The sequence below is a fragment of the Delftia sp. WSY_22 genome (assembly GCF_043104185.1).
In the GTDB taxonomy this organism is placed as follows: Bacteria; Pseudomonadota; Gammaproteobacteria; order Burkholderiales; family Burkholderiaceae_C; genus Comamonas; species Comamonas tsuruhatensis.
The window spans coordinates 199,406-212,502 of the sequence record NZ_JBICKN010000027.1 but is presented as its reverse complement, the minus strand read 5'-3'; the positions used below and the strand labels follow the sequence as shown (position 1 = coordinate 212,502).

14 protein-coding genes are annotated in these 13,097 nt (G+C 66.8%); 9 read left to right on the top strand and 5 right to left on the bottom strand.

What is annotated here, in order from left to right; all coding sequences use genetic code 11:
• Positions 1-879, top strand: coding sequence for a PPK2 family polyphosphate kinase (locus ACF8NF_RS15150; protein WP_017404944.1), 879 nt, complete (start codon positions 1-3; stop codon positions 877-879).
• Positions 880-903: 24 nt separating this feature from the next.
• On the opposite strand, the gene ACF8NF_RS15145 is transcribed toward ACF8NF_RS15150, so the two are convergent.
• The gene (locus ACF8NF_RS15145; RefSeq protein WP_392450796.1) at positions 904-1,722 is read right to left on the bottom strand and encodes a fumarylacetoacetate hydrolase family protein; all 819 of its coding nucleotides are present in this window, start codon (positions 1,720-1,722) and stop codon (positions 904-906) included.
• A gap of 176 nt (positions 1,723-1,898) precedes the next feature.
• On the opposite strand from ACF8NF_RS15145, the gene ACF8NF_RS15140 reads away from it, so the two are divergent.
• From ACF8NF_RS15140 to ACF8NF_RS15105, 8 genes are all read left to right on the top strand, one after another.
• Entirely contained in the window at positions 1,899-3,203 is a 1,305-nt protein-coding gene (locus ACF8NF_RS15140) for a Glu/Leu/Phe/Val dehydrogenase (protein WP_280047605.1), read from the top strand.
• Between the two features lie 324 nt (positions 3,204-3,527).
• Positions 3,528-4,496 (top strand): tripartite tricarboxylate transporter substrate binding protein, encoded by a 969-nt coding sequence (locus ACF8NF_RS15135; RefSeq protein WP_141832882.1) that lies wholly within the window; start codon positions 3,528-3,530, stop codon positions 4,494-4,496.
• Positions 4,497-4,519: 23 nt separating this feature from the next.
• Positions 4,520-6,100: a class I adenylate-forming enzyme family protein gene (locus ACF8NF_RS15130; protein WP_392450795.1), complete on the top strand. Its 1,581-nt coding sequence runs from the start codon at positions 4,520-4,522 to the stop codon at positions 6,098-6,100.
• A gap of 20 nt (positions 6,101-6,120) precedes the next feature.
• Entirely contained in the window at positions 6,121-7,119 is a 999-nt protein-coding gene (locus ACF8NF_RS15125) for a tripartite tricarboxylate transporter substrate binding protein (protein WP_155524846.1), read from the top strand.
• A gap of 26 nt (positions 7,120-7,145) precedes the next feature.
• The gene (locus ACF8NF_RS15120) at positions 7,146-7,598 is read left to right on the top strand and encodes a PaaI family thioesterase (protein ID WP_034348652.1); all 453 of its coding nucleotides are present in this window, start codon (positions 7,146-7,148) and stop codon (positions 7,596-7,598) included.
• Between the two features lie 348 nt (positions 7,599-7,946).
• Positions 7,947-8,423, top strand: a complete 477-nt coding sequence (locus tag ACF8NF_RS15115) for a Rap1a/Tai family immunity protein (RefSeq protein WP_392450793.1) — start codon at positions 7,947-7,949, stop codon at positions 8,421-8,423.
• Positions 8,420-8,908, top strand: coding sequence for a T6SS effector amidase Tae4 family protein (locus ACF8NF_RS15110; protein WP_160851167.1), 489 nt, complete (start codon positions 8,420-8,422; stop codon positions 8,906-8,908). The genes ACF8NF_RS15115 and ACF8NF_RS15110 overlap by 4 nt, the downstream gene beginning before the upstream one ends.
• Before the next feature lie 70 nt (positions 8,909-8,978).
• Positions 8,979-9,104 (top strand): hypothetical protein, encoded by a 126-nt coding sequence (locus ACF8NF_RS15105; RefSeq protein WP_265334601.1) that lies wholly within the window; start codon positions 8,979-8,981, stop codon positions 9,102-9,104.
• A 77-nt stretch (positions 9,105-9,181) separates the two neighbouring features.
• On the opposite strand, the gene ACF8NF_RS15100 is transcribed toward ACF8NF_RS15105, so the two are convergent.
• From ACF8NF_RS15100 to ACF8NF_RS15085, 4 genes are all read right to left on the bottom strand, one after another.
• Positions 9,182-9,727 (bottom strand): hypothetical protein, encoded by a 546-nt coding sequence (locus ACF8NF_RS15100; RefSeq protein ID WP_012202143.1) that lies wholly within the window; start codon positions 9,725-9,727, stop codon positions 9,182-9,184.
• A 138-nt stretch (positions 9,728-9,865) separates the two neighbouring features.
• Positions 9,866-10,921 carry a tripartite tricarboxylate transporter substrate binding protein gene (locus ACF8NF_RS15095; RefSeq protein ID WP_160851165.1) on the bottom strand — a complete coding sequence of 352 codons (1,056 nt, stop codon included), beginning with the start codon at positions 10,919-10,921 and terminating at the stop codon, positions 9,866-9,868.
• 187 nt (positions 10,922-11,108) lie between these two features.
• Positions 11,109-11,981 (bottom strand): HpcH/HpaI aldolase/citrate lyase family protein, encoded by an 873-nt coding sequence (locus tag ACF8NF_RS15090; RefSeq protein ID WP_392450792.1) that lies wholly within the window; start codon positions 11,979-11,981, stop codon positions 11,109-11,111.
• A gap of 23 nt (positions 11,982-12,004) precedes the next feature.
• Positions 12,005-13,012: a tripartite tricarboxylate transporter substrate binding protein BugD gene (locus tag ACF8NF_RS15085; RefSeq protein ID WP_074921220.1), complete on the bottom strand. Its 1,008-nt coding sequence runs from the start codon at positions 13,010-13,012 to the stop codon at positions 12,005-12,007.
• Positions 13,013-13,097: the final 85 nt, after the last annotated feature.

Here is a 13,097-nt window from a genome sequence, read left to right as displayed (position 1 = left end):
ATGGACGCCTCCAACCCTTTCTCCAGCCGCGATGCGGCCGTGCAAAAGCTCTGGGAACAGTGGCAGCCGCGCTCCGCCAGGTCCGACAAGGACAAGGACAAACCCATTGCCCTGGCCGACTTCGACCCGGGCGCCAAGCCCTTTTCCAATGGCAACGGCAAGGCCGAGGACAAGGTCGCCGTCGAGGCCCTGGCCGAGGAGCTGGATGCGCTGCAGAACCTGCTGTACGCCGACCGCCGCTACAAGCTGCTGGTCGTGCTGCAGGGCACGGACACGGCGGGCAAGGACGGCACCATCCGTGGCGTCTTCGGCCGCATGAGTGCGCTGGGCGTGCACGCCGTGGGCTGGAAGGCCCCCACCGAGGCCGAGCGCGCCCATGACTACCTGTGGCGCATCCACCAGCAGGTGCCTGCCGCTGGCGAAATCACGGTCTTCAACCGCAGCCATTACGAGGACGTGCTGGTGCCCGTGGTCAACGGCTGGATCACACCCGAGCAGCAGCGCCAGCGCTTTGCCCACATCAACGACTTCGAGCGCATGCTCAGCGAGACGGGCACCGTGGTCGTCAAGTTCCTGCTGCACATCAGCGCCGACGAACAGCGCATGCGCCTGCAGGAGCGCCTGGACGACCCGGCCAAGCACTGGAAGTTCGACGAGAACGACATGAAGGTGCGCACGCAGTGGAAGGACTACCAGCAGGCCTACGGCCAGCTGCTGGGCGCCACGCATACGCCCTGGGCGCCCTGGACCATCGTGCCGGCCGACTCCAAGACGCACCGCAACCTCATGATCGCCACCTTGCTGCGCGAGGTGCTGCGCAACCTGGAACTGCGCTTTCCGCCCGGCGATCCGGCCCTCAAGGACTACAAGATCACCTGATCACTCGATGGCCTGCCTGAAGGTTCACAGCTGCAGGCGGGCTTCGGCGATGCCGTCCAGCTCGGCCACCACCAGGTCGCCGGCCTGGGCAAAGGCCAGGCCATTCCACGTGCCCGTGGTCACCACCGTGCCTGCGGGCACGCTGCCATAGCGGCGCACCAGCTCCTGCAGCCAGCCGGCCAGCAGCCACAGCGGATCGCCCAGCGGATGCGTTCCGGTGAACGCCTGCAGCGGCGCCGCACCCACGCGCAGCCGGCAGACCTGGGCAGACCAGTCCCGCGGCGACTCGCGCGGCAGCAGCCGCGAAGCGTCCTGCCACGGCCCCAGCACCAGGGCGCGATGGCACAGGCCGTCGGCGGCCAGCAGCAGCGGCGGCGCCTTCAGGTGCTGGCGCCAGCGCGTATCCACCACCTCGATGGCGGCGGTGATGCCGTCGATCAGCTCCAGCCCATCGCCGGGCTGCAGCGCGGAAGCCATCTCGGCCGTCACCTCGCGGCCCAGGCGCAGGGCGATCTCGGCTTCGATGCCGCGCAGGTGCAGCGGCGCGCCACCGGCCACCGAAGGGCTGGCCCAGACGCCTTCTTCGGGCAGCGGCGCATGGGTTAGCGGGGCATCGCGGCGCGGCGCGCCAGACTTCCAATAGCCCGGAACGCGGCCCGGTCCCTGCTGGCTGCCGGCCACGCGCCAGCCCAGGGCGGGCGCCATGGCGGCCTGCACGGCCTGCGCATCTGCGGGCGCGCGCACCACGTCGGCCCAGTCGTCGGCATCCAGCAATTCGCCGCTGTGGCGCGCCTGGAGCAGCGCATGGGCCAGGTCTGTGGGAGTGCGGGGGTTGTTCGTCATGGAGCGGCTTTCTTGGAGTGCATCGGAGGGTCGCAAGCGGCCCCGATTGTCCGCTGGACAAGGCGATCCCATGGTTATGCATTAAATGCATAAGGCTCTCGCGCATAAGGCGTTGGACAGCGCATAGCCCCGGGAATAAGCTCAAAACCCTCAGACAACTCTTGTGTGGAACCACCATGCAGCAACCCGCTTCGGCCGGCGTTACCAACCACGCCATCCCTTCCTACCTGCAGGCCAATCACCTCGGCCCCTGGGGCAATTACCTGCAGCAGGTCGATCGCGTCACCCCCTACCTGGGCCATCTCGCCCGCTGGGTCGAAACCCTCAAGCGCCCCAAGCGCATCCTGATCGTCGATGTGCCGATCGAGCTGGACAACGGCACCATCGCCCACTACGAAGGCTACCGCGTGCAGCACAACCTGAGCCGCGGCCCCGGCAAGGGCGGCGTGCGTTTCCACCAGGACGTGACCCTGTCCGAAGTCATGGCCCTGTCGGCCTGGATGTCGGTCAAGAACGCGGCCGTCAACGTGCCCTACGGCGGCGCCAAGGGCGGCATCCGTGTAGATCCCAAGACGCTGTCGCGCGGTGAGCTGGAGCGCCTGACGCGCCGCTACACCAGCGAGATCGGCCTGCTGATCGGCCCCTCCAAGGACATTCCAGCGCCTGACGTCAACACGAACGGCCAGATCATGTCCTGGATGATGGACACCTACTCCATGAACACCGGCGCCACCGCCACCGGCGTGGTCACGGGCAAGCCCGTGGACCTGGGCGGCTCGCTGGGCCGCGTCGAGGCCACCGGCCGCGGCGTGTTCACCGTGGGCGTGGAAGCGGCCAAGCTGACCGGCCTGTCGGTCCAGGGCGCGCGCATTGCCGTGCAGGGCTTCGGCAACGTGGGCGGCACGGCCGGCAAGCTGTTCGCCGACGCGGGCGCCAAGGTCGTGGCCGTGCAGGACCACACCGGCACCATCCGCAACGCCAACGGCCTGGATGTGACGGCCCTGCTGGCCCACGTGGCCGCCAAGGGCGGCGTGGGCGGCTTTGACGGCGCCGAGGCCATGGACGCTGCCGATTTCTGGGGCGTGGACTGCGACATCCTGATCCCCGCCGCACTGGAAGGCCAGATCACCAAGGACAACGCCGGCAAGATCAAGGCCAAGATGGTGATCGAGGGCGCCAACGGCCCCACCACCACCGAGGCCGACGACATCCTGACCGAAAAGGGCGTGCTGGTGCTGCCCGACGTGCTGGCCAATGCCGGCGGCGTGACGGTGAGCTACTTCGAATGGGTGCAGGACTTCTCCAGCTTCTTCTGGAGCGAGGACGAGATCAACGCCCGCCTGGTGCGCATCATGCAGGACGCCTTCGCGGCCATCTGGCAGGTGGCCCAGCAGCACGGCGTGACGCTGCGCACCGCCACATTCATCGTGGCCTGCCAGCGCATCCTGCATGCGCGCGAAATGCGGGGACTGTATCCCTGATCACCCCCTGAGGCGCTGACGCGCCTTCCCCCTCTCTGCTTGCTTCGCAAGGGAGGGGGACGACACCCTCGCGGCGGGGCGGCCCTTGCTCGGTGTCCCTGACTTGGGCCGCGCCAGTTTTTGGCGCTGTGCACCACACGGTCAATGAAAGGCGCTTCGGCGCCTTTTTTCTTGGGCTCTTTTCTGGTGCTGGCAAGGGGTTAGCACCCGTTCCAGTGGGCCTAAGCGCGGGTTTCCGAATGGCGAAGCGGATCTCCAGTCAAACCCTGGTGCCCTGGGGCCCAGGGTTTTCTATCGTTGCGGGCAGTGAACTGGAGACTGCCCATGACCGTCCGCCGCAGCCTGCTGGCCCTGCTGGCCGCTTTGCCTTTTTTCTCCCTGGCTCCTGCCGCCGCGCTGGCGGCGGCCTGGCCTGAACGCCCCATCACCATCGTGGTGCCGGCCGCCGCTGGCGGCACCACGGACATTGCCGCGCGCGTGCTGGCCGAGAAGATGGGCAAGGACCTGGGCACGTCGGTGGTGGTGGAGAACAAGGGCGGGGGCGGCGGCAGCATCGGCACGGCCCAGGTGGCGCGCGCCAGGCCCGATGGCTACACGCTGCTCATGGGCAACATCGGCCCGGTGGCCATCAATTTCAGCCTGTACAAGCAGCTCAGCTACAAGGAAAGCGATCTGCGCGGCATCACCAATGTGATCTCCGTGCCCAACATCCTCGTGGTCCATGCCGATTCGCCCGTGCGCAGCGTGCGCGAGCTGGTGGAGCTGGCCAGGACCCGGCGCCTGAACGTGTCCACGTCGGGCGTGGGCCAGTCGCCGCACATGTCCTCTGAGATGTTCCGCCAGAAGGCCGGCATCGAGGTCACGCTCGTGCCCTTTCCCGGGGCCGCGCCAGCGGTCACGGCGCTGCTGGGCCAGCAGGTGGACTACATGATCGACAACCTGCCCAGCTCCATGCCGCACATCAGGAGCGGCAAGTTCCGCGCGCTGGCCATCACCAGCGCCACGCGCTCGGCCCAGTTGCCCGAGGTGCCCACCATGACCGAGGCCGGCGTGCCCATGCAGGTCACGGCCTGGTTCGGGCTGCTGGCACCGGCCGGCACGCCCGATGCCGTGGTCGGCCGCATCCAGGAATCTGCCCGGCGTGCCATGCAGACGGCCGAAGTGCGCCAGCGCTTTGCCGACCTGGGCGGCGTGCCCGGTGGCGAGACACCGGCCGAGTACGACGCCTTCATCGCCCAGGAACGCAAGAGCTGGGCCCAGATCGTCAAGGCCGCAGGCCTGTCGCTGGAATAGTTCTCCCCTCCCGTCCGCCCCCCATGCAAGAAGACATCGCCGCCCTGCTGCGCCAGCCCTTTGGCTCGCTGCCCGAACTCGTCGCGCTGCAGGCCAGCCAGCGCCCCCGCCACACCGCCCTGGCCATGGACGGCCGCAGCCTCGACTACGCCGCGCTGCGCCTGGGCATGGACCGCGTGGCCCTGCGCCTGCAACGCCAGGGCCTGGGCCCCGGCGACGTGGTGGCCATCTGCGCGGGCAGCTCGCCCGAGTACGTGCTGGCCTTCCTGGGCGCGTTGCGCGCGGGCGTGGCCGTGGCGCCGCTGGCCCCGTCGGCCACGGCCGGCCACCTGAGCGCCATGCTGGACAACTGCGGCGCCCGGCTGGTACTGCGCGACGCGGACACCGCCGCGCAATGGCCGCTGCAGGCCGGACAGGATCTGCAATGCGTGGCCCTGGACGGCGCTGTCGAAGCCGGCATGCCGTGGTCGCAATGGCTGGCTGCGGACGAAGCGGACCATGGCACGGCACCCACGCCCATCCACCCCCAGCCCGACTGGCCCTTCAACGTCATCTACTCCTCGGGCACCACGGGCGTGCCCAAGGGCATCGTCCAGTCCTGGGCCATGCGCTGGGCCCATGTGCAGCGCGCCATCCACAACGGCTACGGGCCCGATGCCGTCTCGCTGTGCGCCACGCCGCTGTACTCCAACACCACCCTGGTCGCGGCCCTGCCCACCCTGGGGCTGGGCGGCACCCTGGTGCTGATGCGCAAGTTCGACGCGGCGCACTACCTGGAACTGGCCGAGCGCCACCATGCCACCCACACCATGCTCGTGCCCGTGCAGTACCAGCGGCTGATGCAGTGCCCGGGGTTCGACGGCGCCGACCTGAGCCGCCTGCGGCACAAGTTCTGCACCAGCGCGCCGTTCCATCCCGCGCTCAAGGCCGAGGTGCTGCGCCGCTGGCCCGGACGGCTCATCGAGTACTACGGCATGACCGAAGGCGGCGTGCGCTGCGAGCTGCACTGCCATGAGTTCCCCGACAAGCTGCACACCGTGGGCAGGCCAGGGCCGGGCGCCGACATCCGCTTCATCGATGAGCAGGGCCGCGAACTGCCGCACGGCGAGCAGGGCGAGATCGTGGGCCGCTCGGCCGGGATGATGAGCGGCTACCACCGCCTGCCCGACAAGACGCAGGAGGCCGAATGGTTCGATGCCCAGGGCCTGCGCTTCATCCGCAGCGGCGACGTGGGCCGCCTGGACGAGGACGGCTTCATCGTGCTGGGCGACCGCAAGAAGGACATGATCATCACGGGCGGCTTCAACGTCTACCCGAGCGACATCGAGTCCGTGCTGCTGCAGCACCCGCAGGTGGCCGAATGCGCAGTGATCGGCGTGCCCTCCGATGCTTGGGGCGAGACCCCCGTGGCCTACGCCGTGGCGCGCCCCGATGCCACGCCCTCGGCCGCCGAGCTGCGCGAATGGCTCAACGCCCGCGTGGGCAAGACCCAGCGCGTGGCCGAGCTGCGGCTGGCCGCCAGCCTGCCGCGCAGCGAGATCGGCAAAGTGCTCAAGCGCGCGCTGCGCGAGCAGTACCAGGCCGGCGCCCTGTCCTCTTCATGAAACGGAGTCCCCCCATGCCCATGCCCATGCACCCACTCCCGCGCCGCCGCCTGCTGTCCTGCCTGGCCCTGGCGACCTGCGCCCTGCTGGCCCCGGCCACCCATCTCGCCCATGCTGCCGAGGCCTGGCCTGCCAAGCCCATACAGCTGGTCATTCCCTATCCGCCCGGCGGCAGTGCCGACCTCCTGGGCCGCCCGCTGGCCGTGCAGCTGCAGCAGCAGCTGGGCCAGCCCGTGGTGCTGGAGTACAAGCCCGGCGCAGGCGGCACGCTGGCCTCGCAATACGTGGCGCGCGCCAGGCCCGATGGCTACACCGTGCTCATGGTGCTGGCCGCCCATGCCATCAACGACAGCCTCTATCCCAAGCTGCCCTACGACACCCGCCGCGACTTCGCGCCCGTGTCTTTGGTGGCCAACCTGCCCATGGTGGTTGCGGCCAGCAGCAAGCTGCCGGCCAGGAACATCCAGGAACTCATCCAGGCCGCCAAGGCCAACCCCGGCAAGCTCACCTTCGGCTCGGCGGGCAACGGCAACACGGGGCATCTTGCGGCCGAGTACTTCGGTTCCATGGCAGGCGTGCGCATGACCCATGTGCCCTACAAGGGCAGCGCGGGCGTGGTCAACGCCATGCTGGCCGGCGACATCGACCTGACCTTCGACAGCATCTCCACCTCCATGCCCCACATCCGCAGCGGGCGCATGCACGCGCTGGCCGTCACCAGCCCGCAGCGCTCGGCGCTGGCGCCCGAGGTGGCCACCATCCAGGAGCAGGGCATCGCAGGCTTCGACGTGACCGGCTGGTACGCCGTCATCGCGCCGGCCGGCACGCCCGCCGAAGCCACCCAGCGCCTGAGCCGCGAGATCGCCTCCGCCCTGCGCCAGCCCGCGCTGCAGGCCCAGCTGGCCGCCGGCGGCTACGAGCCCGTGGGCTCCACGCCCGAGGCGCTGCAGGCGCATATCGACAAGGAAATCACGCGCTGGGCCACTGTCGTCAAATCGACAGGTGCACGGGTGGATTGAGTCATGCCGATGCGATGATTGCCCGCATGAACACACCCATCAAAGACCACCCGGCCAACCCCTTCGAAGGCGAGGCGCCCGGCATCCTCTTCGGGCTGCCCATGCCCATGGCCCGCGCCATGAAGCTCAGCGGTGAACGCATCGGCGATGACCGCGCCCAGATCCGCATGGGCTTTCAACCGGACCAGGCCAACAGCCGCGGCGACGTGCACGGCGGCGCCATCGCCTCGCTGCTGGACTGCGCCCTGGCCTCAGCCTGCCGCTCGCATGACCCCACGGCCTTCGGCGTGGCCACCATCGATCTCACGCTGCACTACGTCTCCGCCGGCAGCGGTGATCTCATCGCCACCGCCCACTGCGAGCGGCGCGGCCGCTCCATCAGCTTCGCGCGCGGCGAAGTTCGTTCCGAGGATGGCACCCTGGTGGCCCTGGCCACCGGCACCTTCAAGCTGATGGCGCGTGGCGGGGCTCAGGCCTGAGTGATCACCTCTTTCGCTGGCGCACGGCACGCCCCCAGGAAATACCGCCTCATCTGAAGCGGTATTTTTTTGAAGACACTTATTGTTACCTCCCTAACAAGGACGCGAAAGATTCCACCATTCTCCCAAGAGCAATCTTGCCGTATGACTGCATTCCGGCAGGCTCGTACATGCCCAAATGACTGGCAATTCACTCAAACAGGAATGATGGCTATTGCCCAGACATGCCTGGCCAGTCAATAATTGCCCTTCGACCCGGAGCTTCCAGCCAGAATACAACTGCCAGTGCATGTTGATTGAGCCAAGAACTCTCGCACTCAAATCATCGATTCACCATGAAAGGCAGAGATGGCAATGTACGGATTCTTGAGGGTTCACACAGACAGCAGAAAACCACCAGTCTTTGGCAATTCGATGCCGTTCTGTTTTTGGAAGTATCTTTCCAGCCCTATCCTCATTATTTTTACTTTGATACTGGATGTCTTTCCCCATGCCAACGCTGAGACTCGGCTTGCCCGACCAGTTCCAGATTCCCAGCGGCTGATCATCGAGAACAACAATTTATCGGCGGATACGTTCTTTACTGCATATATGAGCAAAAACCTCATGGAAAGAAGATATGCGGAGATGTATCTGCTCGGTGTTCTGGATGCCACGGAAGGACGGGTCTGGTGCGATTACCAGCATTTCAAGACCATCACTCTGGCAGAAGTACTTCACAGCGGATTGAGCAAATTGGATCTCAAACAGCGTGAGTCACGGGCTGCCCATGTCATCAGCGACATTCTTGGAAAAGAGTTTCCTTGCAAAGGCGGGAAAAAATGAAACCGTCCTACGCAACGCTCAAATCTCATCACTATTCGGCCAACGAGCTGAACTCCAGCCATGTGTCTCGCACAGCACTCTATGAGGAGCTTGGATACGACGATGCAGCATTGATCCGACAAAACGCCGGTTATCAGAACACCTGCGCAACCAGATTGAGCCTGGCCCTGATCAAGTCAGGCGTCATCATCAACGGGCGATTGAAGATAAAAACCGGGAAATACAAAGGCCGGACGTTCGAGCCCGGCGCAAAACTACTCGCTGATCAGCTTGCCAAGCCCCATATACTTGGCAAGCCTCAGATATTCAGCGCTACCGATGCACATACCAAATTGTCCGGCAAGAAAGGGGTAATCTTCTTCTGGAAGATTGCAGGCTACAACGGAGGCCATATTGATGTGATTGAATCCCAAAATAGCACTCAGGTGTGTAACTCCGCATGCTATTTCGATTCAAAAGAAATATGGTTCTGGCCTTTGGACTGATCCGGAGCACACCATCACCCTTCTCGACGCCCGCAAACCGCTAGCCGCCATCTCGGCATCGGGCGACTCCATGGCAGCCACAGGCCAGCAGCACTACTTTCGTCTGGCGCCTGAAGCCAGCCAGACACCCGCGCAGCACCACTACCTGCCGCTGGGCATGGACGTGGAGCCCGACTGCTCCCCATCTGCCCAATAGCGCGCGCCGGGTCTTGCCCCCAGATCGCGGCGCGCACAAGGAAAGCGCATGCCGCGCTTTCCTTTTCACTCAAGCGGTCAGAGCCGCTTTTCCTTGGCCTCGATCAGCTTTTGCATCAGTTCGCAGACCTGCCTGGCCTGCTCCTGGGTGATGTCGATGTTCTCGATCACCGAGCGCTTGAACTGGATGCCGTTGACTGCGCCGCTGTTCTCGATGAAGCCCAGCGTCAGGGTGCGGTTCAGGAAGTAGATGACGGCGGCGATGCCCCAGCCGATCAGCATAACCACCAGACCTGCAAAGAAGCTCTGGGCCATCATGGACCCGCCCATGAACAGCGACAGGGCACCGATGCCCAGCGCCGTCTTCCAGGGCTTGTGATAGCCGTAGTAGGTGGAGCAGATGCCCTGCAGCGGGATCAGGCGCGACTGGGTGCCCGACAGCGAGGCGCTGCTGAACTCCAGGCGCTCGCTGCCCACGCGGATGGTGGTGGTGGGATCGATGTTGACCTTGGACAGGATCCAGGCGACCAGGCCGCCTTCGCGGCCTGTGATGGCAATGTGGTTGCCCTTGTCGTCTATGGGTTGCTCGCTGGCTTTCCAGGCCTTGATGACCAATGCACTCACGGTAATACCCTCTCTTGAATGTTTGAGAAACCACGGGCTGTCCCGTCATGGCATTGCACCACCGGGGCCGCCTGAGGAGGGGCGATTACAGCACAGGGCATGAGTGCAGCCTTGGGCAACCAGGGCCGCTGTGCGCCATCAACCGGGTTGCACCCCCGCCGACTGCAGCAGCCGCCCCCAGACCGGAGCCTCCTGCGCCCAGGCCTTGCCGAAGCGCTGAGGGCTGTCGTCATCGACAGGGACGAAACCGGCCGCGATGATGCGGGCCGTGCCTTCGCGGCTGGCCACGGCGCGGTTGGAGATCTCGCCCCATTGCCGCGTGAGGTCGGCCGGCAGGCCCCTGGGGCCGGCGATGGCCAGCCAGCCGGACAGTTCCATGGCCTCGTGGCGGTAGCCGGCCTCGGCAAAGGTAGGCACCTCGGGCAGCAGGGGCACGCGGCGCGTGCCGGTGACGGCCAGGGCGCGCAGCTTGCCTGCATCGATGTGGGGCTTGAGCGTGAGCAGGCTGCCCATGCCGATGGGGATGCGCCCGCCCAGCATGTCCTGCACCATCAGCGCCTCGCCCCGGTAGGCGGCATGCGCCATGCCGGCACCGGCCATGTCGCTGAGCACGGCGCAGGCCAGGTGGCCGTGCGAGCCTATGCCGTAGGAGCCATACGAGAGCTTGCCCGCGTTGGCCTGGGCCCAGGCCATGAATTCGCGCAGGTTGGAGGCGGGCACGTCGGCCGTGACCACCAGGGCGATGGGCGCCATGCACACGCGCGACAGGGGCGTGAGGTCGGTCAGCGGGTCGTAGGCGGTCTTCTTGTAGAGGTATTTGTTGGTGAGCATGGTGGAGGTGGTGCCCAGCAGCAGGGTGAGCCCGTCAGGCGCGGAGCGGACCACCATTTCGCCGCCGATCAGTCCGGCCGCGCCGGGCTTGTTGTCCACCACCACGGTCTGGCCCAGCTGCTGGGCCATGCGCTCGCCCAGGATGCGCGCAATCACGTCGGTGGCGCCGCCCGCCGCAAAGGGCACGACGATGCGCACGGGCCGTGTGGCAAAGCCGGCCTGCGCCAGCACGCTGGCGGGCCCTGCCGCCACGGCGCCGGCCGCCAGGGCCAGCGCCTGGCGCCGATTCAATCGGTTGTTCAGTCGGTCATTCAATTGGCCGTTGAATCCGCTGTTCGATTCCGTCCCCGAGATCACTGCCATCACACGCTCCTTTGCCTGGGTGCCCCCATGGGCGGAGACACCGGATCAAGAAACCGCCGTCTCGAAATCAATCGAGTTGGCCAAGCGTATTCGAGGCAGATGGATTCACCATCAGGGAAATCATTGGACTGCTTGCACCAGAATCAGAAAACTCTGAGTGCAAAACGGCCTTTCAGTCTCATTTTCATCAAGATCGTGCTGCAGATCTCTGTTGCGCCCAGGCATGGCGCAGCAGCACCTGTTCGGCCTGCTTGAGCACGGGCGCATCGACCATGCGGCCGTCCAGCACGCAGACGCCGCCTCCGGCCTCGGCCAGGGCCTGGCGCAGGCGCTGCGCGTGGGCCACGGCCGCTGCATCGGGGTCGAAGACGGCGTGCAGGGGCTGAACCTGGGCCGGGTGGATGCACAGCTTGCCGCCAAAGCCCATGCGCCGCGCGCGTGCCGCGTCCTGGGCCAGCCGCTCGGGGTTGCGCGTGTCCACCGTCACGCCGTCCACGGCCGCGCCGATGCCGGCGCGGCGCGAGGCCAGGACCAGGGCCATGCGCATGGGCAGCAGCTCTTCCTCGCCCTGGTCGCATGCCATGCCCGCATTGACCTGGAAGTCCAGGTGGCCGAAGGCCAGGCGCACCACCTGGGGCGCGGCAGCCAGGGCGTCGGCCGCGTCCAGGCCGGCCACGCTTTCGATGAGGGGCAGCACGGCCGCCCGTGCGCCCGCAGCCTGGGCCACCGCATGCAGTGTCTGGGCGCGCTCGGCCTTGGAGACCATGGCGCCGGCCACGCCCTGCTCCACCAGCTGCGCCAGCGCGCGCAGGTCATCCGCATGCCAGGGCGTGCCTTCGGCGTTGATGCGCACCAGCAGGCGGGCACGGGCCGGGCCTTCCAGCGCACCCACGGCCTGGGCCAGCGCCTGGCGGGCGCCGTCCTTGTCGGCCGGGGCCACGGCGTCCTCCCAGTCGGCGATGACCATGTCGGCGCCGCTGTCCAGGGCCTTGCCCAGGCGCTCGGGCCGCGTGGCGGGGACGAAGAGAAAGGAAGTGGCCTGTCGCGCCAGATCGTGCATGCGGATGTCCTTGGGAGAGCGGTTTATTCGGCCGAGACGCCTGCGGCCTTGATGACCTTGTCCCAGCGCGCCACCTCGGCCTGCAGGTGGGTGCGCAGGCCTTCCGGCGTCGCCTTGTCGGGCGTGACCAGGTCGGAGCTGAGTTCGGCGATGCGCTTTTTGACGTTCTCGTCCTTGATGGCCACGTTCAGCGCCTTGTTGATGGCCATGACCACCTCCTTGGGCGTGCCCTTGGGCGCGTACATGCCGTGCCAGACCTTGACGTCGAAGCCCTTGAGGCCCTGCTCGTCCAGCGTGGGGATGTCGGGCAGCGAGGACAGGCGCTTGGGCGTGGTCACGCCGAAGACCTTGGCGCGCTGGCCGTCCTTGATCACGGGCACGGTCTGCGTGGTCTGGTCGCACAGCAGGTCCACCTGGCCGCCCATGAGGTCGTTCATGGCCGGGCCTGCGCCCTTGTAGGGCACGGTGGTGAGCTTGACGCCCGCCTGGTGCATGAACAGCATGCCGCACAGCTGGGAGACGGCGCCGATGCCGGCATTGGCCAGCGAGACCTTGTCCTGGTTCTTCTTCACGTAGTCCAGCAGCTCGGCGAAGTTGTTGGCCGGGAAGTCCTTGCGCGACAGCAGGGTCATGGGCACGTCCAGCACCTGGCCGATGTACTCGAAGTCCTTGAGCGGGTCATAGGGCAGCTTCTTGTACAGCGCAGGCGCCGTGGCCATGCCCATGTGGTGGATGAGGATGGTGTAGCCGTCGGCCTTGGCCTTGGCCACGCGGTTGGGCGCAATGGTGCCGCCCGCTCCCACGGTGTTCTCGACCAGCACGCTCTGGCCCAGCACCTGGCCCATGGGCACGGCCAGCAGGCGCGCCACCACATCGGTGGGGCCGCCAGCGCTGTAGGGCACGACGAGGACGACGGGCTTCTCGGGCCAGGCCGCGGCCAGGGCGCCGGTGGTCGTCCCGCCGGCGGCAAGGGCGCAGGCGGCGGCCGCTGCGTAAACGAGGCGGCGGCGGAAAGAAGTGGTGCGTTGCATGGTTTGTCTCCTGTGCACTTTGGTGGAAGCGGGAGGCGCTCTGTGGTGGCGCCTTTCCCATGGATTCGCCGGCCGGGGCCGGCGC